Below are 22,509 nucleotides of genomic sequence, written 5' to 3'. Positions count from 1 at the left end.
ATTTATTAAATCCGCGTTATCTGTATCCTCCGCATCTAAAAATTACATATTAAAAGTTTGATTGACTTATGAAAGAGTCTCCTAAACTATTTTTCCAATAACTCTTTCAGGAAATCGTCTAATTCTTTGTCCAGCCCTTTTAGAAGTTCATCATTTATCAATATGGTATCATCATCAACTAGCAGCAGTTCGGCTATGGTTTCTTTTTCTTCATCTACTAATACAAATGAATAAGGCTTTAAAATTGATACCTTTTCAAAATTATAAGCATCCTTCATTCTGCAAAGAAGTCTGCGCAAGCACGGTTCTACATTTTCCATGAAGTCATCTCCTTCATAGATAGTCCATTCTTCGATCATTACGTCAGCCAGTTCCTCATCATCGTCGTTATAAATATAGAGTTTTCCGGATGTCTGGTCGGGTTGCAGATGGATATCTGTTACGACTGTTTGTTCACAGGCACATACATATTTGGCGACTGCCTTTTGGATAGCCGATTCGATGATAGATAGTGATTGTTGGCTCAATTTCATGGGGTTCCTTCTTTTTGTCAGTTCAAAGGTATGAAAAAAAAAATAATTGCTGCATGATTTCCTTAAAAATCATCATTAAATCGGCTCATTTGCATTTTTATCTTAGGCAATGAGGCATATCTTTTATTTAATTCGGTGACATAAAGTGTTGTTTGATAGTAATTTGGAATTTTCCAGAAATTGATATTTGTTGTATCTTTAATTTCATCTACCTTATCAATTTTTTTGGCAATCTTTTGTGCAGTGGTGGCCCATTCTACTGCTTTAGCAATACTATCTTTCATTTCATAATAGACAGCGATGTTCACAGCTGCTTTCATTTTTTTCTTCTTTCTTTTTGTATCATTGAAGACTTCTTGCCAGAGCTTATATGCTTCATCCCATGAGCCTTCGTATGCATAAACAGCAGCATCACGCATCTGTATGGAGCCATTTGCATATATAAAACGGGCGTCTTTCTTCCAAAATGGAATTAAATATTTAACAGGGATTCTTCCTGCAAACTCAGCAGCTTCTTTTAGTAGTTGTTTCTCCGAAATCATTCGTTCGTTTATTTCTTCTTTCGTACCAACTTCTTCCCAATAAATACTATCGGTAGTCGTTAGTGAGTTCATTGGCTTTTTTAGTGTAGGGAGGTAGGTTTTTATAGTAGGAAAAGCTTTTAGATCTATCGTCACTTGATAAGTGTCATAATCATCTGGATAATAGATTGATCTTCCTGTTATAAACCGGATACCTTCCAATGAAATGATTAAATCTACTCCTAAATTTGATGTTAATGTGCGAACTTCCTCCTGACTTAATGTACTTTCACGAGCAATTTTATCATTGGCTCGTAAAGCAGAATCACAGATAACAACTGTTTCAAAGTAGTTTTGGTTCGCAATTTCTTCGGCGAGTGATTCCGTTACAATACGGGGATCACCGTTAGCATAAGCTATGGCGCCTCTCATGTTAATAAGATTAAGTAAACTTCTTTGATCTGAAGTTGCTAGAATCAATGTACTATCCGCTGGAATACTGCAGTTATTCACTATACCTACTTTGCGTAGTTCAGGAGGAAAAGTTATTTCTGCAGGCTGTATATAGTCAATAGGAATTTGTTCCAAACTTTGGCAACTGCCAAAGAAGAACAGGAACATACAGGCAAATGCCAATGAATTAAATTTTGCCATAGTGCCGATTATTTAGTAGTTAAGTTTAAACAAAGATACAATTTTCAATGGATAAAAGAAAGTCTCAAACAGTTTTTAACCGTTTGAGACTTTCTTTTATTTTTCAGTGATGAATAAGGGGTATAACGCAATCTTCAAATAAATCTTAGATTACGATCCGTTTTCCATTATCCATACGTCCTTCACTAAGCGTTATTACCGTGACAGTTTTTGTACTTCTTGCCACTGCCACATGGGCAAGGATCATTACGTCCAACAGTCTTTTCGGCACGTATCGGTTCGCGTTTTTGTTGCTCGCGGGTATCCTGGCTCGCGGCAGCCTGTTGATTCGGATCACTCAGATCTTGTTTTTGTTCGCGGTATTTGCTCATATCCTGACGTTGTTCGGGAGCAGCTTGGCGAACTTCTACGCGGCGTGCAGCCTGATCATCTGTCGGAGCTTCTTGTACAGGGATTTGTCCGCGCATCAAGATAGATATAGTCTGATTATTGATTTTGTTCACCATTGCGTCAAACAAGGTAACAGATTCTAATTTGTAAATCAACAACGGGTCTTTCTGTTCGTAACTTGCATTCTGTACAGAATGTTTCAGTTCATCCAACTCGCGAAGGTTCTCTTTCCATGATTCATCGATAACGTGTAATAAGATTGACTTTTCGAACGATTTAACCACTTCCTTCGATTCAGATTCGTAAGCAGTCTTCAGATTGCAAGAGATATTATACATACGTTTACCGTCCGTAATAGGAATCAGGATATTTTCATACATATGTCCCTGGTTCTCATATACCTGTTTGATAACTGGATTAGCGATCTGAGCTAGACGGTCTGTCTTTCGTTTGAAGTTTTCCATTGCTATTGAGAAAGCCTTTTCAGCCATTGCCTCTTTCTTCTCATTGCGGAACTCCTCTTCCGTGAATGGACATTCCATTGCTAATGTCTGAAGCATTTCCATTTTGCAACCTTCGTAGTCATTGTTCTCGATTGCGTTTGCGCAGCGATCCCAAACCATGTTCACAATATCCATACCAATACGTTCACCCATCAAGGCATGGCGGCGTTTCGTATAAACAACCGTACGTTGCTTATTCATTACGTCATCATATTCGAGCAAACGTTTACGGATACCAAAGTTGTTTTCTTCTACTTTCTTTTGTGCGCGTTCGATAGAATTGGAGATCATCTTGTGCTCAATCATTTCACCTTCCTGGAAACCGAGCTTGTCCATTACACTGGCAATACGGTCGGAAGAGAACAAACGCATTAAATCGTCTTCCAATGATACAAAAAATATGGAAGAACCTGGGTCTCCCTGACGCCCTGCGCGACCACGTAACTGGCGGTCTACACGACGAGACTCATGACGTTCTGTACCGATGATGGCAAGACCACCTGCTGCCTTTACTTCGGGGCTTAGCTTGATGTCGGTACCACGACCCGCCATATTGGTTGCGATAGTTACTGTTCCCTTCATACCGGCTGTAGCAACGATGTCAGCCTCTCTTTGGTGCAGTTTGGCATTCAATACATTGTGCTCGATCTTGCGCATCGTAAGCATTTTGCTCAGCATTTCGGAGATTTCTACGGAGGTAGTACCCACCAATACCGGACGTCCTGCTTGAACGAGTTGTTCGATCTCTTCGATAACGGCTTTATATTTCTCACGTTTAGTTTTGTAAACGCGGTCGTTCATATCTTTACGGGAAATCGGGCGGTTCGTCGGAATCACGACTACATCCAATTTATAGATATCCCAAAGTTCACCAGCTTCCGTTTCGGCAGTACCCGTCATACCGGATAATTTGTTGTACATACGGAAGTAGTTTTGCAATGTGATCGTAGCAAATGTCTGTGTGGCAGCTTCCACTTTCACACGTTCCTTTGCTTCGATAGCCTGATGCAATCCGTCAGAGTAACGGCGACCTTCCATGATACGTCCGGTCTGCTCGTCCACAATCTTCACCTGTCCGTCGATTACTACGTATTCGTCGTCTTTCTCGAACATGGTATATGCTTTCAGTAACTGATTGATCGTATGTACGCGTTCTGATTTGATAGCGTAATTAGTCAGTAACTCATCTTTCCTTTGTAACTTATGCTCTTCTGTCAGATCAGGTATGTTTTCAAGTTCTGAAAGTTGTGCAGCGATGTCCGGAAGAACGAACAAAGTTGGGTCTTCTGAATTACCGGTGATTAAATCCACCCCCTTATCGGTCAGATCCACACTGTTCAGCTTCTCATCAATAACGAAATACAACGGGTCAGTAACCTCGTGCATACGCTTGTTGTTTTGCTCCATGTAGATTTCTTCCGTTTTCAACATTCCAGCTTTGATTCCCTGTTCACTGAGATACTTGATCAATGCTTTGTTTTTCGGCAAGCATTTATGGCTACGGTATAATGCAAGGAATCCTTCTTCTACCTCTTTCTTGTCATCTGAAGCAATCAATCTTTTTGCTTCGGACAGATATTTGGTTGCCAATACCTTTTGTGCTTCCACAAGTCGTTCTACCAGCGGACGGAGTTGTTCGAATAATTGGTCGTCCCCTTTTGGTACCGGACCGGAAATGATCAACGGCGTACGTGCATCGTCAATCAATACGGAGTCCACCTCATCGACAATTGCATAGTTGTGCTGGCGTTGTACAAGGTCTTTGGGGCTGATTGCCATATTGTCACGCAAGTAGTCGAAACCGAATTCATTGTTTGTACCAAAGGTAATATCTGCCAAATAAGCTTGACGACGTGCGTCAGAGTTTGGCTGGTGACGGTCGATACAATCTACACTCAGTCCGTGGAACATATAAAGTGGTCCCATCCATTCGGAGTCACGTTTTGCCAGATAGTCGTTCACGGTTACCAGATGCACACCATTTCCGGTCAATGCATTCAGGAATACGGGGAGGGTAGCTACAAGAGTCTTACCTTCACCTGTTGCCATTTCCGCAATTTTACCTTTATGCAGAACGACACCACCGAATAACTGTACATCATAATGAACCATATTCCATATTGTATCGTTACCACCGGCTACCCAATGATTCTGATAAATGGCCTTGTCACCTTCGATGCGTACAAAATCTTTTGACGCAGACAGCTCGCGGTCGAAATCAGTAGCAGTAACCACGATTTCCGGATTTTCCGCAAAACGTTTGGCAGTCGCCTTTACGATAGAGAAAGCCACGGGCAATACTTCATCCAGTGCCTTTTCATATTTATCCAAAATTTCTTTTTCTATTTTGTCGATTTGGGCAAAAACCTCTTCACGGTCTTCCAGTTCTACACTTTCGATGCTGGCTTTCAGTTCTTCCACTTTCGCACGTTCAGCGCTTGCCGATTCATAGATATATTGCTTCAGCTCCGCAGTTTTGGCACGGAGGGCATCATTGTCGAGTGCTTCAACCTCGGGGTAAGCAGCTTTAATCTTCTCTACCCAGGGTTTGATCTCTTTCATGTCTCGAGTGGATTTATTTCCAAAAATCGAGCTTAAAATTTCATTAAATCCCATTTGTATTATGTTTATTATTTATCGTACTGAATTAATCTGCGCAAAGTTACATTAAAATGCTGATTTATTTATACTTTACGCCTTGTTTTTGTGGGGAGTCTTTTTACCGGAGGTCGGTAATAGGAGCTGTTGTACAGGCATTCGGTGCCCGTATACGCATGAATTGAGCCATAGTAGGCGCAATATGGTCAATGGTTACAGGTGTCTGAATAATAGCCGGCTTCACCGAATGACCGATGAAAATCAGCGGAGAAGGAATGTACGAATGGCGTACGACTTTACTTGAATTGGTGTCTTCATTGACAATAGTCCATCCAGGAAGGACATCGATTGTCAGGTCACCCGAACGTTGGCGGTGAAAGCCATTACGTATTTTATAGATTTCCGGAGTCCATGCTCCCAATAAAAGTCTGTGAGCAGAATAAGCTTCATTGACACCGCTGAACTGCATCAGGAATTCTGCAGATTTTTCCTGTACCTCTATCAGGTTCAGTTGCTTTTGTTCTAGTAGTTTGTGATTCAGGTAAATTTGTTGGTCATAGTAGGCTTCTACATACTTTCCTTCACCATAAGTAGCCATGAGGAACATATTCAGCAGGGCGGCACAACGGTTTAGGTGGAATTCTCCGGTAGGAATCTTATACAATCCTGAGTCCGTCGATTCACTGTCCGTATAACCGGTAGAAGTGATAAAAATCAGTACATTTTGTAAACCTACTTTTTTGTCGAGAATATCCAACAAGCTCGCGATACTACGGTCGAGGCGGACGTAAGTATCTTGAATTTCCATGGCGCATTCCTGTACGGACTTATGCGAATAGTTTCCCGCATAATATGTCAGTGACAGTAAGTCGGTAATGTCATCCGTACCGAGCAACCCTTTAGTCATAACCTCTTCTGCCAGTGCGTTTACTTCATCATTAACAAAAGGGCTTGTGATAAATCTTCTAAATTTATTTTGGCGGTCGTCGTCAAATTTATATTTGAATACTCCATCCCGCCAATCTGGCAGGAATGTGTACATCATTTTAGGATAAACAGGTTCCCAGGTAATTCCGGAAATACGGAAATCAATGGCCTGACGATCATTATATTGGCTTGCCCACCACGGGAATTCACCGTAATAAGTTGTTCCGCTCCATTTTCCGGTATTTGGATTGAGCCAGAAAGCTCCATTAGCAGCATGCCCGGCAGAGAAGATGGCTGCATCACAGGTAGGAGCGATACCATAAACTTGTCCTTTGCCCTGCGTAGCTATTTTTAGTTCGTCAGAAATGGTGGAAGTAAGTAACTTTGTCGGAGCAGTTGTCATGTCTCCGTAGTATCCCATATAAGCACTATCGTCTGTACTATTGACCATACGCAAGGTAGAAACGTCCATCCACTGATTTGAAATAATTCCGTTTAGAGAGGGCGTTGTACCAGTATATATGGCTGCGATGGCAGATGCACGGTCTACGTTATTGAAAGTATATTGGGCATTGCAGAAGACTCTTCCCTCTTTCCATATCCTCTTGAATCCCCGGTCTCCATAAAGTGAGGAAAAGGCTTCCAGATAGTCCGTACGTAACTGGTCGATAGTCAGCCCCACCACTAATTTAGGAGAAGCGGGGAGAGACTGAGCTTGCAGCCCTGTGAATGTGAGTACGGTGATAAGAGAAGTTAGTAATCCTTTCATTATTTCTTTTTATAAGTCAAAATCAGGTTGCTCGCAGAACGTATTAGCAAACTGAGCGCCAAAGGTACGACAGCTAAGTTAATTCTCTGCGGAATGAACGGGAAAAGCACTATAAATAATGTTAAAACGAGCGTGTTGAGGCTCATATACCAGCATTTCTTTCCTTTTCGGATACAATAAATGATGTATGGAAGGAAAAATAACTGTCCCGGATGAAAAACGAACAGCAGATAGTTGGAGCTGACTGTTGGGTGCTCTGAAAACAATGCGAGGAAGGCAAGCACGCATCCTACCATACCTGCAACACCAAACAGTATAAGATCGAATACCCAAAAACCTTTTTGCTTACGGATGCCGTAGATGGTGATAGCGGCAGTCAGTATAAACAGAAGCAATGTGGATTGAAAGGGAGTGGGTATCCAATTGCTTTCCTCCGTATCAGGCGTGGCATCCACAATTATTTTTGTAGATGAAATGAGAGGTCGTTGTTGTCCATCATGATTTATTTTTGCATTGGCGAAGAAATTCATCAGATAAAATGGAGAGAACATCATCTGCCTCTGGGTAATCGGACGGTCGGCTTCACTCCCGATACAGAGGTCAATGCCGAAACGTGACCAAGGATGATTTTTACAGTATTCGTGGACGATGTCGCGGAAAGAATGGGAACTGCCTTCCGGATAGATAACTCTGCCGGTGATGCTTTCTTCGATTTTGTCTCGCGGACGGGTGGCACAATTATCATAGAAAAAGTTATAACGATAAATCCGGTTTTCCGGGCGGTAATTCTCTTGCAGGAGATTGATGAGGTGTACTTTTTCCTCATCGGTCAGGTTTAGTGTTTGTTGCCATACGCTACGACCATAAAAATTATATTCTGCTGCAAAGTGTGTAAAGTCGGCGACTCCCAGCGAATAATCAGTCTCACCGAGGGAAAAACGAAAAATGAAGTTGGGAGAGTGATAGCTGAACATACCGTAGTTGAATACCACATCGATGCCTTGTATCAGATTCTCGTAACGGATAGCTGTGTGTCCAAACAAAGAATAAATCTCTTCTCCGGGAGCACAAGTCAATAAGCTGAGCCGGATGGAATCATTGCTTGCTGATGCTTGTTCATTGGGCAATAACAGCAGATTGAGAGAAAGTAATGTATATAAAATGATCCTTTTCATGAAGAATACCTGTTTTATTTTGGCGACGAAGATACAAAGAATAGTTGGATTCGGAAAAATAGAGGTTTCATTTTGTGTAAACAAAGTCTCAATTTCGGACAGATAGAATGTTTATTTCTTGTACATGGGGTCTCCGGTGGGATAAAACACAATTTTCATTTTGGTGAAATATGGTTTTTGTTTCGGTTGAAAACAACTTTTTCTTTTGTTTTTTTTGCTTACAAAACTACTGAACACATAGTGAAATATATCAATGAATAATATAGTCTAAATCATGTATTTTGAAATAAATAATTTGATTTAAGTGAATGCTTCTTCTTCTTAATTTTTTAAAATGTACATATAGAAAAGATAATTCACCTGATATGCTTTCAGTTATCTTTTTTTGCTTTACCTTTGCGCCCTCATAAAAAGAGCAAAAGCATTGAATTTAATTATTGACATAGGAAATACAATGGCTAAAGTGGCACTTTTTGAAGGTGATGACATGATCGAGGTGCTGACTGAATCCAATCATTCATTGGGTTGTATGGCAGAACTTTGTGCCAAATATCCAATTAAACGAGGAATTGTTGCTACTGTCATTGAATTGAATGAACGGGTATTGGCAGATTTGGCAGCATTGCCGTTTCCTTTGCTGTGGCTGAATCATGAAACTTCTTTGCCGGTAGTCAATTTATACGAAACTCCCGAGACATTGGGCTACGATCGAATGGCAGCCGTGGTTGGTGCAAATGAGCGGTTTCCTGATAAGGATGTACTCGTGATTGATGCTGGAACTTGTATCACTTACGAATTTATTGACTCGAAAGGGCAATATCATGGTGGTAATATTTCTCCCGGTATGCAAATGCGTTTCAAGGCACTTCATCAGTTTACCGGACGCTTGCCTCTGATAGATTCCAACGGATGTAAACTTCCGATGGGAAAAAATACTGAGACTGCAATACGGGCAGGGGTGCTGAAAGGAATGGAATATGAGATTTCGGGTTATATTGAAGCTATGAAGCATAAATATCCTGAACTTTTGGTTTTTTTAACGGGCGGAGATGAATTTTCTTTTGATACCAACGTAAAAAGTGTCATCTTTGCAGATAGATTTTTAGTGTTGAAAGGATTAAATAGAATTTTAAACTATAATAATGGTAGGATTTAAACACACTCTTTGTGCGCTATTGCTCACGATGGTTACCGGAATGGCAATTGCCCAGAATAATACAAACTCTCCTTATACACGATATGGCTTTGGCGATTTGTCTGACCAGTATTTTGGAAATAGTAAAGCAATGGGGGGGATTGCTTACGGACTCAGGGATGGATTGCAAATCAATGCGTTGAATCCTGCTTCGTATACAGCTATTGACTCTTTGACATTCCTGTTCGAAGGGGGTGTCACTATGCAGAATATGAACGTTAGTGGCGGAGGTGTAAAGCTCAATGCTAAGAATTCCAGCTTGGATTATCTTGCCATGCAATTCCGTTTGCAGCCATGGATGGCAATGAGTATCGGTTTGTTGCCGTATTCCAATGTCGGATATTCGGTATCGGATACCAAGACGACGGATAATGGGTTACAATATAGCAGAAGCTTTACCGGGGACGGTGGTTTGCATCAGTTATATGCCGGATTGGGAGTGAAAGTGCTGAAGAATCTGTCGATAGGTGCAAATGTTTCCTATTTTTGGGGAGATATCACTCGTAGTCGGACTCAGCTCTTCCCAAATGAATCCAGTGCTTTTTCTTATAAGGAAACTACCTTAATATCCGTTTCGGATATTAAACTGGATTTCGGTCTCCAATATACGCAGATACTCGATAAAAAACGCCAACTGACTTTTGGAGCTGTATATACTCCGAAGCAGAATTTGAATAATGATTTTACAGTAACCAGACAGGTTAGTACCATAACTAGCCAGACCCCGAATGCTACATTGGGAACTCCTAATAGTTTTGGAGCAGGAGTTACTTATAACTATGACAGACGTCTGACAGTAGGTGTAGATTATAGTTTGCAGAAATGGTCGAAGGTGAACTCTTCTCTTGCAACAAGTGATGAAGATTTACGCCAGAACTTTGATGAGACTTTTACCTATTGTGATCGTTCGAGAATATCTGTTGGTGCAGAATATATTCCAAATTTGTTGGGACGTAGCTATCTCGCGCATGTGAAATATCGTTTGGGAGGCTTTTATTCTACACCATATTATAAGATTGAGGGTAAAAATGCTACAAAAGAATTTGGAATTACAGCCGGTTTCGGTTTGCCTGTTCCACGTTCGCGCTCTATTCTGAGTATTAGTGGACAATTTGTCCGTGTGAAAGGAAAAGAATTAAATATGGTAGATGAAAATATATTTCGTGTGAGTATAGGACTTACTTTCAATGAACGTTGGTTCTTCAAGCGCAGGGTAGAATAAAGTGAAAAATTTGAGAGAGATTAGACAACTTAATAATAACAACTAAAATTAGATATAATGAAAATTAAGACGCTTGTGGCTATGCTGTTCCTTTCGGCTGGAGCGACGACTGTGGTGGCGCAGGATGATGCTAACTGTAATTCGAACAGTAGTATCTCACATGAAGCAGTGAAAGCCGGAAATTTTAAAGATGCATATACTCCTTGGAAAGCTGTATTGGATAATTGTCCGACACTTCGTTTCTATACTTTTACTGACGGATATAAAATTCTGAAAGGTTTAATGGGGCAAATCAAAGATAAGAATAGTCCGGAATACCAGAAATATTTTGATGAATTGATGAATACGCATGATGTGCGTATTAAAAATACTCCCGATTTTATTGCCAAAGGAGTTAAAGTGTCTTCTCCTGAAGAAGCACTGGGTGTCAAGGCGGTAGATTATATTGCTTTTGCTCCGAAAATTGATGTGAATCAAGCATATCAATGGTTGAGTGAATCTGTAAATGCTGTGAAAGGTGAATCTGCAGCTGCAACTTTATTTTATTTTCTGCAAATGTCGTTGGATAAATTAAAAACAGATCCTGCTCACAAAGAACAGTTTATTCAGGATTATCTGGCAGCTTCTGAATATACGGATGCTGCTATTGCTGCTGAAGTAAAAGAATCGGGTAAAAAAGCATTGCAGCAGATCAAAGATAATCTGGTTGCTTTGTTTGTAAATAGTGGTACAGCTGATTGTGAATCGCTGCAAGCTATTTATGGTCCGAAAGTGGAAGCTAACCAGTCTGATATGGCTTATTTGAAAAAAGTGATTGATATCATGAAGATGATGAGATGCACAGAAAGCGAAGCATATATGCAAGCAGGATATTATATTTATAAAATTGAACCGACAGCTGAAGCTGCTGTTGCTTGTGCTGCTCAGGCGTATAAAAAAGGTGATATTGAGGGTACAATTAAATTCTTGGATGAGGCTATTAATCTGGAGACAGATAATGTAAAAAAAGCTGAGCATGCTTATAAAATTGCAGGTGTATTGACTGCTGATAAGAAATTGTCTCAGGCAAGAGCTTATGCACAGAAAGCAATTGGTTTTAACGGGAATTATGGTGCTCCTTATGTCTTGATTGCCAACCTATATGCAGCAAATCCTAACTGGAGTGACGAAACTGCATTGAATAGCTGTACATACTTTGCGGTTATCGACAAGTTGCAACGTGCAAAATCGGTAGACCCGAGTGTGGCTGATGAGGCTAATAAACTTATCTCTAAATATTCTGCTTATACTCCACAGGCTAAAGATCTCTTTATGTTAGGCTATAAAGCAGGTGACCGTATTACAATCGGTGGTTGGATTGGAGAGACTGTAACGATTAGATAAATTTTATGTTGCGAAAACGAAGTAACCGTTTATTGCATAAATGCATGAGCATAACAATTGTCTTTGGGGCAATTGTTATGCTTCTTTTATTTTCTTCCTGTGGAGGAAAGAAGAAAGCTATGGGTGATGCCATTACCGAACGTGATTCTTTGCCAGTAATGCAAACATTAGGAGTAACGACTTTTATTTCCGATTCAGGTGTGACTCGATATAAGGTGGATACTGAAGAATGGTTGGTATATGACCGTAAAGTACCTTCGTATTGGGCTTTTGAGAAAGGGGTATATCTGGAGCAATTTGACTCTGTCTTTCATGTAGAAGCCAGTATTAAAGCGGATACTGCCTACTATTATGACAAAGAAAAGCTGTGGAAGCTGATGGGGCATGTTGATATTCAGAACCGGAAAGGAGAACGCTTTAATACAGAATTGCTTTATTGGAATCAAGCAACCAAGAAAATATATACTGACAAGTTTATTCGTATTCAACAACCTGACCGGATTATTTATTCGTATGGTCTTGATTCGAACGAGCAATTGACTCAGTACGTTTTTCGTAATGTGAGTGGTGTTTTCGATGTAGATGAAGATACTACTTCTCCTCAGCCGGAGACACAACCTCTTCCTCAACCCGTCAGATTGAAAAAAGATTCTGTGAAATAAGTTATGAATATCTATCTCTCTTTAATCATTACGATGGCATTTTCCGCTTTCTTTTCGGGGATGGAGATTGCTTTTGTTTCAGTGGATAAATTGCGTTTCGAGATGGAGCGCAAGGGGGGGATTACTTCCCGAATTCTTTCCATTTTCTTTAAAAATCCGAATGAATTTATTTCTACCATGTTGGTAGGGAATAATATTGCTTTGGTTATTTATGGTATTCTGATGGCGCAGATTATTGGTGATAATCTGTTATCCAGTTTTATAGAAAACCATTTTCTGATGGTGTTATCGCAAACTGTAATTTCTACTCTGATTATCTTGGTGACTGGAGAGTTTTTACCAAAGACATTATTCAAAATTAATCCTAATCTGGTTTTAAATATTTTTGCTGTACCTCTATTTATATGTTATGTAGTATTATATCCTATATCTAAGTTTTCTTCCGGAATGTCTTATTTGTTCCTTCGGATTTTTGGAGTGAAAGTGAATAAAGATGTCTCTGATAAAGCTTTTGGTAAAGTAGATCTGGATTATTTTGTTCAAACGAGTATCAGTAATGCCGAAAATGAAGAGGATCTCGATACGGAAGTGAAGATATTTCAGAATGCACTTGATTTCTCAAATATCAAAATTCGCGATTGCATCGTCCCTCGTACTGAAGTAGTGGCTGTCGATCTGACTACTTCGTTGGATGAACTGAAGGGTCGTTTTATAGAATCAGGAATTTCAAAGATCATTGTATATGATGTGAATATAGATAACGTGGTAGGTTATATTCATTCGTCAGAAATGTTCCGTAATCCGGATGATTGGCGTAATAATGTGAAGAAAGTCCCGATTGTGCCCGAAACCATGTCTGCCAATAAGTTGATGAAACTTTTCATGCAACAGAAAAAGACGATTGCTGTAGTAGTGGATGAGTTTGGAGGTACATCCGGTATTGTGTCTCTGGAAGATTTGGTAGAAGAAATTTTTGGTGACATTGAAGATGAACATGATAATACGTCCTATATCTGCAAACAGATTGAGGAACATGAATATGTATTGTCTGCCCGTTTGGAGATTGAAAAGGTGAATGAAACATTTGGACTTGATCTGCCCGAGTCGGACGAATATCTGACAGTGGGAGGATTAATTCTTAACCAATATCAAAGTTTTCCGAAATTACATGAATTGATTCGGATAGGACGTTATCAGTTCAAGATAATCAAGGTTACGGCGACTAAAATAGAACTTGTGCGACTAAAAGTCATGGAATAATGACGATAGACATGAAATTTTTGGCTAATAAATAGAAGCATATTAGCATTTTTTGTATCTTCGTGCGCTAAAATGACATTAGGAAGAAATAAATAATAAACATAAATTGTATTAATCAAAATGGCAACATTACAAAACATCAGGTCGAAAGGACCTCTATTGGTGATTGTTATCGGCTTGGCGCTGTTTGCCTTCATTGCGGGTGACGCATGGAAGGTGCTACAGCCGCATCAGACGAATGACGTAGGTGAGGTGAACGGAGATGCTCTTACCGCTCAGGAGTTTCAGGGTTTGGTAGAAGAATATACCGAAGTGTTAAAACTTTCACGTGGGTTGAGCTCTTTAAATGATGAACAAGCCAATCAGGTCCGTGACGAAGTCTGGAACACCTATGTAAACAATAAATTGGTTGAGAAAGAAGCAAAAAAACTGGGATTGACTGTTTCTGCTACTGAAATTCAAGACATTCTGAACACTGGTGCTAATCCTTTGTTGCAACAGACTCCTTTCCGCAATCCACAGACGGGTCGATTTGACAAGGATATGCTGAATAAATTCTTAGTAGAATACTCTAAGATGAATGAAAGTCAAATGCCCGCTCAATATGTTGAACAATATAACAATATGTATAAATATTGGAGCTTCATTGAAAAGACATTGATTCAAAGCCGTCTGGCACAGAAATATCAGGCATTAATTACGAAGTCTCTTATTTCTAACCCGATAGAAGCTCAGGATGCTTTCGATGCAAGAGTAAATCAGTATGATTTGTTGATGGCTGTTGTTCCTTATTCTACAGTAGTAGATTCTACATTGACTGTATCTGAGTCTGAATTGAAAGACCTTTATAATAAGAAGAAAGAGCAATTCAAACAATATCAGGAAGCTCGCGATATTAAATATATCGACGTACAGGTAACTCCAAGTGCAGAAGATAGAGCTGTTATTCAGAAAGAAGTAGATGAAGCTACAACGCAACTGGCTACGGCAGAAGACTATACTTCTCTCATTCGTTCGGTTGGTTCTGAAGCTCCTTATGTAGACTTGTTCTATAACAAGACTGCTTTCCCGGCAGATGTTGTTGCTCGTTTGGACTCTGTTTCTGTAGGTTCTATTTACGGACCTTATTATAATGGAACTGATAATACAATCAATTCTTTTAAATTAGTTGCTAAAACTGCTGCTCCCGACTCTATCGAGTTCCGTCAGATTCAAGTATTTGCTGAAGATGCTAATAAAACAAAAACATTAGCTGACAGTATCTACAATGCAATTAAAGGTGGTGCTGATTTTGTAGAGTTGGCTAAAAAGTATGGTCAGAATGGTGATACTAGCTGGCTGACTTCTTCACAGTACGAAGGTGCACCGCTTGATGGTGATAATTTGAAGCTCATCACGACTATTACCAATGCAAATGTAAATGAATTGACTAACGTGCCTATGGGTCAGGCAAATGTTATTTTTCAGGTAACTAACAAGAAAGCTGTAAAAGACAAATATAAAGTTGCTGTTATCAAACGTGAAGTAGAATTCAGTAAGGATACATACAGTCGCGCTTATAATGATTTCAGCCAGTTTATCGCTGCTAATCCTACAGTAGAGAAGATGGTAGCTAATGCAGAAGAAGCCGGATATAAATTACTCGACAGACATGACATGTATAGCTACGAACATGCTATCGGAGGTGTAAGAGGTACTAAAGAGGCTTTGAGATGGGTATTTGATAAAGCAAAACCTGGTGAAGTTTCAGGATTGTATGAATGTGGTGATAGTGATCATATGCTAGTAGTAGGTCTGACAGGCATTACTCCGGAAGGATATCGTTCTTTGAAACAAGTACAGGATCAGTTGAGAGCTGAGATTATAAAAGATAAGAAAGCTGAAAAGATTATGGCTGATATGAAAGCTGCCAATGCAGTTTCATTGGATCAGTATAAGGCAATGAATGGTGCAGTTGGCGATTCTTTGAAAATGGTTACGTTTGCCGCTCCTGCTTATGTAACAGCTTTGCGTAGCAATGAGCCGTTGGTAGGTGCTTATGCTTCTGTTGCTGAGATGAATAAGTTGAGTGCTCCTATTAAGGGTAATGCTGGAGTATATGTATTGCAAATGTATGCTAAGGACAAACTGAACGAAACTTTCGATGCAAAAGAAGAAGAAGCTAAACTAACTTCTATGCACGAGCGCCTTGCAGGCCGCTTGATGAACGACTTGTATCTGAAAGCAAATGTAAAAGATACTCGTTATTTGTTCTTCTAATATTAATCGTAAAACGATAACTTCAAAAGGTCGTTCCTCTTCGGGGAACGACCTTTTTTGCTAACTTTTACATCCTCGCTATACGTAAATCGACTTTATTTACTTACATTTGCAAATATAAACCATGAACAGAAAGAATAATGTCTAAATATTCTCTTTTAGGAATGACCCTCTTAGAGCTACAATCGGTGGTAAAGAAGCTGGGTATGCCGGGTTTTGCTGCCAAGCAGATTGCATCGTGGCTTTATGATAAGAAAGTGACTACAATCGATGAAATGACGAACTTGTCATTAAAGTACCGTGAGTTGCTGAAAGAAGGCTATGAGGTAGGGTCGGCTACTCCGGTAGACGAGATACGTTCTGTGGACGGTACGGTGAAATATCTCTATCGTGTAGGAGAGAATCATTTTGTAGAGGCGGTTTATATTCCGGATGATGACCGGGCGACGCTTTGTGTCTCTTCTCAGGTCGGTTGCAAAATGAATTGTAAGTTTTGTATGACTGGAAAACAGGGGTACACAGCTAATCTGACTGCCAATCAGATTATCAATCAGATTCATTCATTGCCCGAAAGAGATCAGCTGACGAATGTTGTAATGATGGGGATGGGCGAACCGCTTGACAATCTGGATGAGGTATTAAAAGCACTGGATATCATGACGGGTTCCTACGGATATGGATGGAGTCCAAAGCGTATCACACTTTCTACCATTGGCTTAAGAAAAGGATTGCAGCGTTTTATCGAGGAGAGTGATTGCCATCTTGCTATCAGCTTACATTCTCCGTTACCTTCACAGCGTTCTGATTTGATGCCGGCAGAAAGAGCCTTTTCTATTACCGAAATGGTAGAACTGTTAAAAAACTATGATTTTAGTAAACAACGTAGACTTTCGTTTGAATATATTGTTTTCAAAGGACTCAATGATTCGCAAGTATATGCTAAGGAGCTATTGAAATTACTTCGGGGATTGGATTGCCGGATTAACCTGATTCGTTTTCATGCTATTCCGGGAGTAAACCTTGAAGGAGCTGATATGGAAACAATGAATCGTTTCCGTGATTATCTTACTTCACATGGATTGTTTACTACAATTCGCGCTTCGAGGGGAGAGGATATCTTTGCTGCATGTGGTATGTTATCTACAGCGAAACAGGAGGAACTCAATAAAAATTAATTTATAAAAATCGATCATCATGAAAAAGTACTTTTTTTATTTGAGCATGGCCTTAGTGGTCTTTGTTTTTGCCTCATGTGGCGTGAGAGGGAATCATACTTCCAGTGGTCGTCCGTATGAACTTCTGGTTGTTGTAGATCCCGGAGTATGGGATCGTGCTGCAGGAAGAGCCTTGCATGATGTTCTCGATTCCGATATGCCTGGTTTGCCCCAGTCGGAACCTTCTTTCCGGATTATGTATACTTCAACGAGAGATTATGATTCTACGTTGAAGTTGATTCGTAATATTATTATTGTAGATATCAAAGATACTTTTACAAAAGGCTCTTTCAAATTTGCTAAAGACGTATATGCTTCACCTCAGTTAATACTGACTATTCAGGCTCCAAACGAAGAGGAGTTCGAGAAATTTGTGACTGAAAACAAACAAGTTATTATCGACTTCTTTACACGTGCTGAAATGAATCGACAGATTACTTCATTGGAGAATAAGCACAGCGATTATATTTCGAATAGAGTGGATAGCTTGTTTGGTGCGGAGATATGGATTCCTTCGGAATTGGCTAACTATAAGACAGGCAAGGATTTCTTCTGGGCTTCTACCAACAAAGGTGCAGCTGATCAGAATTTTGTAATTTACTCCTATCCGTATACAGATAATGATACCTTTACAAAGGAATATTTCGTACACAAACGCGACTCTTTCATGAAAGCTAATATCCCGGGATTCAAAGAAGGTGTTTATATGTCCACCGATTCGTTGCGGACAGATGTTCGTCCGATCAAGGTGCATGATAAATATGCGTTGGAAGCACGTGGATTGTGGCGTATGGAAGGCGACTTTATGGGTGGTCCGTTTGTATCTCATTCACGTGTCGATGAAAAGAATCATCGAGTAGTTGTAGCAGAAGTATTTGTATATTCACCGGAAAAAATGAAACGTAACTTACTCCGCCAGATAGAAGCTTCTTTGTATACACTGAGACTTCCGGGAGAAACACAGGAAACACAGATTCCATTAGGAGTGACTAAAGAAGCGGAAAAAACTAAAAAATAAAAACATGGAAGATAACAAAATAAGAATCGGCATTACCCAAGGAGATATTAATGGGGTAGGTTATGAGGTCATCTTGAAAACTTTCTCTGATCCTACCATGTTGGAGTTGTGTACTCCGATTATCTATGGCTCACCTAAAGTGGCTGCCTATCATCGCAAGTCTTTGGATTTGCCTACTAATTTTAGTATTATAAACTCAGCTTCCGATGCTTCCTATAACCGGTTGAGTGTAGTGAACTGCACCGATGATGAGGTGAAGGTTGAGTTTTCCAAGGCTGATCCTGAAGCGGGAAAAGCTGCATTGGGAGCATTGGAGCGGGCTATTGAAGATTATCGGGAAGGGCTGATCGACGTGATTGTTACTGCTCCGATCAATAAGCATACCATTCAATCTGAAGAGTTTTCTTTCCCTGGTCATACGGAGTATATCGAAGAACGTCTGGGTGCAGGCAGTAAATCTTTGATGATCTTGATGAAGGGAGATTTCCGGATGGCGTTAGTGACAACTCATATTCCGGTCAGGGAGATTGCTACTACCATCACAAAGGAACTGATTAAGGAAAAGTTAATGATTTTTCATCATTGTCTGAAACAGGATTTCGGTATCGGTGCTCCACGTATTGCTGTACTGGCACTGAACCCACACGCAGGAGACGATGGTCTATTGGGTATGGAAGAACAGGAAGTGATTATTCCTGCCTTGAAAGAAATGGAAGAAAAAGGAATCTTATGTTATGGTCCATATGCAGCAGATGGCTTTATGGGATCTGGCAATTATAGTCACTTTGACGGAATTCTGGCGATGTATCACGATCAGGGATTAGCTCCATTCAAGGCTTTGGCAATGGAAGATGGTGTGAACTATACGGCAGGTCTGCCGATAGTACGTACTTCTCCGGCCCATGGAACAGCTTATGATATTGCAGGTAAAGGCTTGGCAAGTGAAGATTCTTTCCGCCAGGCTATCTATGTAGCAATTGATGTATTCCGGAATCGCCAACGTGAAAAAGCAGCGCGTGTAAATCCGTTGCGGAAGCAGTATTATGAGAAACGGGATGATAGTGATAAACTAAAACTGGATACAGTAGACGAAGATTAAGGAATTAATGACAAAAGCGGAGATACAACAAGTGAAACAACGTTTCGGTATTATTGGTAATACCGAAACGTTGTCACGCGCCATTGATATTGCCATACAGGTAGCACCTACCGATTTGTCTGTACTGATTACCGGAGAAAGTGGTGTGGGAAAAGAAAGCTTTCCACAAATTATTCATCAGTATAGCCGTCGGAAGCATGGTCAGTATATTGCTGTCAATTGTGGGGCTATACCAGAGGGGACTATTGATTCTGAGTTGTTTGGACACGAGAAGGGAGCTTTTACAGGAGCGATTGGTGAGCGGAAAGGATATTTTGGCGAAGCTGACGGTGGAACAATCTTTTTGGATGAAGTAGGAGAGTTGCCGTTGCCTACACAAGCTCGTTTGCTTCGTGTTCTAGAGAGTGGAGAGTTTATCAAGGTAGGTTCATCGAAAGTACAGAAAACAGATGTACGTATTGTGGCAGCTACTAATGTAAACCTGACGCAGGCAATTGCTGAAGGCCGTTTCCGGGAAGATTTGTATTATCGGTTGAATACAGTACCTATTCAGGTACCTCCTTTGCGTGAACGAGGTGATGATGTACTGTTACTGTTTCGTAAGTTTGCAGCCGATTTTGCTGAAAAATACCGTATGCCCGCTATTCAACTGATGGAAGATGCCAAACAGGTATTGCTTGCATATCCCTGGCCGGGAAATGTACGCCAGTTGAAGAATATCACTGAGCAGATTTCGATTATTGAAACTAACCGAGAAATTACAGCAACCATCTTACACACGTATCTTCCCCAGCAAAATATACAACGCCTTCCGGCATTATTGGGTACACGCGAGAGTAAAAGCTTTGAAAGTGAGCGGGAGATACTTTACTCTGTTCTCTTTGATATGCGTCAGGAGGTAGCAGAACTGAAGAAGATGGTACATAATATGATGGCGGAACGGGCAGGACAGGTAGGACAAGTAGGTCAGGTTGTTTCTACTCCTGTAGTGACAGCACATCAGCCTTCTGTTCCTGCAATCATTCATCCGATGCAGACCTCTGTTTGTAAAGATGAAGATGATGATATTCAGGACACGGAAGAGTATGTTGAAGAAACGCTGTCATTGGATGAAGTGGAAAAAGAAATGATACGCAAAGCTCTCGAGAAGCATCATGGAAAGCGGAAGAGCGCTGCAAAGGATTTGAATATATCTGAGCGTACCCTTTATAGAAAAATAAAAGAATATGAATTGGATTAAGAGAATACCACGTGTTGCGGTACTATTCGTTTTGCCGATAGTAGTCATCGCGTGTTCAGTTTCCTATAAGTTTAATGGTTCCTCAATCAATTACGATAAGGTGAAAACCATTTCGATTGCTGATTTTCCGATTAAGTCAGAATATGTATATGCCCCTTTGGCTACCAGATTCAATGAGGACTTGAAAGATATATTTATACGTCAGACGCGTTTGCAGTTGGTGAAACCGAATCAGAATGCAGACTTGCAGATCGACGGAGAAATCATAGGCTATAATCAGTATAATCAGGCAGTATCTGCCGATGGTTATTCTTCGGAAACGAAACTGACCATTACAGTGAATGTTCGTTTTGTCAATAACACCAATCACGCTGAGGACTTCGAACAACAATTCTCGGCTTTCCGTACTTATGATTCCACTCAATTGCTGACAGCAGTACAGGATGGTTTGATTGCTGAAATGACGAAAGAGATAACTGACCAAATATTTAATGCAACTGTAGCAAACTGGTAATTTTAATGACTTCTGGTAATCTTGAACAATGGATTCAGCATCCTGAGACGCTGAATAGGGATACGTTGTACGAACTACGCAATATGCTTGCACGCTATCCATATTTTCAGTCACTCCGTTTGTTATATCTAAAGAATTTATATATTCTCCATGATATCAATTTCGGCGCAGAACTGCGAAAGGCAGTTCTTTATATTGCCGACCGTCGTAAACTGTTTCATCTGATTGAAGGCGAACGGTTCACAATTCAATTCAAGGATAAAAGTACAGCTTTGACCGAGATGTTGAAGGAAGAACCTTCTGTAGATCGAACTTTGAGTTTGATCGATGCCTTCCTTGCAACAGCTCCGGAGGAAGTTACCAACCAGACAAGCTTTGATTATTCAGTGGATTATACGTCGTACCTCTTGGATGATACAGCCGTCACAGATAAATCGGCCGAAGAAACTCCCAAACTAAAAGGATATGAACTTATTGACAACTTTATTGAGAAGAGTGAAAATGAACCCGTAATGTGCGTGAAGAATCCTTTGAAGGAAGAAGGTGTAGTATCTGTTATCCTTTCCGAAGAGACTCTTGACAGTGAAGAAGAGGATGATAGCTGTTTTACGGAGACATTGGCGAAAATCTATGTTAAACAGCAGCGATATTCAAAAGCACTCGAAATAATTAAAAAATTAAGTTTGAAATATCCAAAAAAAAATGCTTACTTTGCAGACCAAATCAGATTTTTGGAGAAATTGATTATTAACGCTAATTCAAAATAACTCAAAAATGTACTTATTATTCATTATCTTAATGGTTATTGCAGCCGTGTTGATGTGCTTCATTGTGCTGATTCAGAACTCAAAAGGAGGCGGACTTGCTTCCGGATTTTCTTCATCAAACGCTATTATGGGCGTGCGCAAGACTACTGACTTTCTGGAAAAGGCAACTTGGGGTTTAGCTGCTTTTATGGTTGTAATGAGCATTGCGACTGCTTATGTCGTTCCTTCTGATAAATCTAAAGCGCAAGATGCAGTAATGGAACAAGCGCAGAAAGAACAACAAACTAACCCGTATAATATGCCTACCGGTACTGCTGCTCCTAAAACAGATGCTGTTCCTTCAGAATCTGCACCTGCAACAGAAACACCGGCAACTCCTGAAACTCCTGCTCCGGCAGCAGAATAATATTCGGCGGGTTCTGTGATATTCGGTTAAACCTATTTTGAGGATACAGCAGAATGATGCTGCATTTTCTATCTTTAAGCGCAGAATGCGTGAAGTGCACGGATTGAATAGATATCCGGGTAATTCATGGATTTTGCGCTTAACTTTTTCCAGTAAAAACAATCTTTTTGTGAGGAATGCTAACGATATTTAACTACCTT

Annotated in this window: 18 protein-coding genes; 13 read left to right on the top strand and 5 right to left on the bottom strand. The window is 40.2% G+C overall.

Translation table 11 applies throughout. The annotated features are described in order from the left end of the window. Positions 1 to 86 precede the first annotated feature (86 nt). The 5 genes from PHO71_RS02635 to PHO71_RS02615 all read right to left on the bottom strand — a co-directional run bounded on the left by PHO71_RS02635 (position 87) and on the right by PHO71_RS02615 (position 8,070). Positions 87 to 533 (bottom strand): hypothetical protein, encoded by a 447-nt coding sequence (locus tag PHO71_RS02635; RefSeq protein WP_300198463.1) that lies wholly within the window; start codon positions 531 to 533, stop codon positions 87 to 89. Between the two features lie 62 nt (positions 534 to 595). Next, positions 596 to 1,708, bottom strand: coding sequence for a DUF6340 family protein (locus PHO71_RS02630; RefSeq protein ID WP_300198460.1), 1,113 nt, complete (start codon positions 1,706 to 1,708; stop codon positions 596 to 598). Between the two features lie 185 nt (positions 1,709 to 1,893). Next, complete coding sequence (gene secA / locus PHO71_RS02625) at positions 1,894 to 5,217, bottom strand: preprotein translocase subunit SecA (protein ID WP_300198457.1); 3,324 nt, start codon at positions 5,215 to 5,217, stop codon at positions 1,894 to 1,896. A gap of 103 nt (positions 5,218 to 5,320) precedes the next feature. After that, positions 5,321 to 6,895, bottom strand: coding sequence for an alkaline phosphatase family protein (locus tag PHO71_RS02620; RefSeq protein WP_300198454.1), 1,575 nt, complete (start codon positions 6,893 to 6,895; stop codon positions 5,321 to 5,323). Further along, positions 6,895 to 8,070 carry a DUF4105 domain-containing protein gene (locus PHO71_RS02615; RefSeq protein ID WP_300198451.1) on the bottom strand — a complete coding sequence of 392 codons (1,176 nt, stop codon included), beginning with the start codon at positions 8,068 to 8,070 and terminating at the stop codon, positions 6,895 to 6,897. Before PHO71_RS02615 ends, PHO71_RS02620 begins: the two co-directional genes overlap by 1 nt. Before the next feature lie 424 nt (positions 8,071 to 8,494). On the opposite strand from PHO71_RS02615, the gene PHO71_RS02610 reads away from it, so the two are divergent. The 13 genes from PHO71_RS02610 to secG all read left to right on the top strand — a co-directional run bounded on the left by PHO71_RS02610 (position 8,495) and on the right by secG (position 22,309). Beyond that, positions 8,495 to 9,226, top strand: coding sequence for a type III pantothenate kinase (locus tag PHO71_RS02610; protein ID WP_300198448.1), 732 nt, complete (start codon positions 8,495 to 8,497; stop codon positions 9,224 to 9,226). After that, positions 9,213 to 10,487, top strand: a complete 1,275-nt coding sequence (locus PHO71_RS02605) for a hypothetical protein (protein ID WP_300198445.1) — start codon at positions 9,213 to 9,215, stop codon at positions 10,485 to 10,487. Before PHO71_RS02610 ends, PHO71_RS02605 begins: the two co-directional genes overlap by 14 nt. A 57-nt stretch (positions 10,488 to 10,544) precedes the next feature. Next, the gene (locus PHO71_RS02600) at positions 10,545 to 11,870 is read left to right on the top strand and encodes a hypothetical protein (protein ID WP_300198442.1); all 1,326 of its coding nucleotides are present in this window, start codon (positions 10,545 to 10,547) and stop codon (positions 11,868 to 11,870) included. Between the two features lie 44 nt (positions 11,871 to 11,914). After that, a complete protein-coding gene (lptC, locus tag PHO71_RS02595) occupies positions 11,915 to 12,532 on the top strand; it encodes an LPS export ABC transporter periplasmic protein LptC (RefSeq protein WP_300198439.1) in 618 nt (205 codons plus the stop codon). 3 nt (positions 12,533 to 12,535) lie between these two features. Next, positions 12,536 to 13,792, top strand: coding sequence for a hemolysin family protein (locus PHO71_RS02590; RefSeq protein WP_300198436.1), 1,257 nt, complete (start codon positions 12,536 to 12,538; stop codon positions 13,790 to 13,792). 120 nt (positions 13,793 to 13,912) lie between these two features. After that, complete coding sequence (locus PHO71_RS02585; RefSeq protein WP_300198432.1) at positions 13,913 to 16,051, top strand: SurA N-terminal domain-containing protein; 2,139 nt, start codon at positions 13,913 to 13,915, stop codon at positions 16,049 to 16,051. A gap of 140 nt (positions 16,052 to 16,191) precedes the next feature. Next, positions 16,192 to 17,226 (top strand): 23S rRNA (adenine(2503)-C(2))-methyltransferase RlmN, encoded by a 1,035-nt coding sequence (gene rlmN, locus PHO71_RS02580; RefSeq protein ID WP_300198429.1) that lies wholly within the window; start codon positions 16,192 to 16,194, stop codon positions 17,224 to 17,226. 19 nt (positions 17,227 to 17,245) lie between these two features. Then, positions 17,246 to 18,283, top strand: coding sequence for a DUF4837 family protein (locus tag PHO71_RS02575; RefSeq protein WP_300198426.1), 1,038 nt, complete (start codon positions 17,246 to 17,248; stop codon positions 18,281 to 18,283). Between the two features lie 4 nt (positions 18,284 to 18,287). Continuing rightward, entirely contained in the window at positions 18,288 to 19,382 is a 1,095-nt protein-coding gene (gene pdxA / locus PHO71_RS02570) for a 4-hydroxythreonine-4-phosphate dehydrogenase PdxA (protein ID WP_300198424.1), read from the top strand. Between the two features lie 7 nt (positions 19,383 to 19,389). Continuing rightward, entirely contained in the window at positions 19,390 to 20,622 is a 1,233-nt protein-coding gene (locus tag PHO71_RS02565) for a sigma-54-dependent Fis family transcriptional regulator (protein WP_300198421.1), read from the top strand. Next, positions 20,609 to 21,136: an LptE family protein gene (lptE, locus tag PHO71_RS02560; RefSeq protein ID WP_300198418.1), complete on the top strand. Its 528-nt coding sequence runs from the start codon at positions 20,609 to 20,611 to the stop codon at positions 21,134 to 21,136. The genes PHO71_RS02565 and lptE overlap by 14 nt, the downstream gene beginning before the upstream one ends. Positions 21,137 to 21,141: 5 nt before the next feature. Next, positions 21,142 to 21,903: a tetratricopeptide repeat protein gene (locus PHO71_RS02555; RefSeq protein ID WP_300198416.1), complete on the top strand. Its 762-nt coding sequence runs from the start codon at positions 21,142 to 21,144 to the stop codon at positions 21,901 to 21,903. 7 nt (positions 21,904 to 21,910) lie between these two features. Beyond that, on the top strand, positions 21,911 to 22,309 hold the full coding sequence (gene secG, locus PHO71_RS02550; protein WP_300198413.1) for a preprotein translocase subunit SecG: 399 nt from the start codon (positions 21,911 to 21,913) through the stop codon (positions 22,307 to 22,309). The last annotated feature ends 200 nt before the right edge of the window (positions 22,310 to 22,509 follow it).

This window comes from Bacteroides sp., assembly GCF_028690125.1.
Classification (GTDB): Bacteria; Bacteroidota; Bacteroidia; order Bacteroidales; family Bacteroidaceae; genus Bacteroides.
The sequence above is the reverse complement of the archived record's forward strand: the minus strand, read 5'-3'. Positions and strand labels throughout refer to the sequence as shown.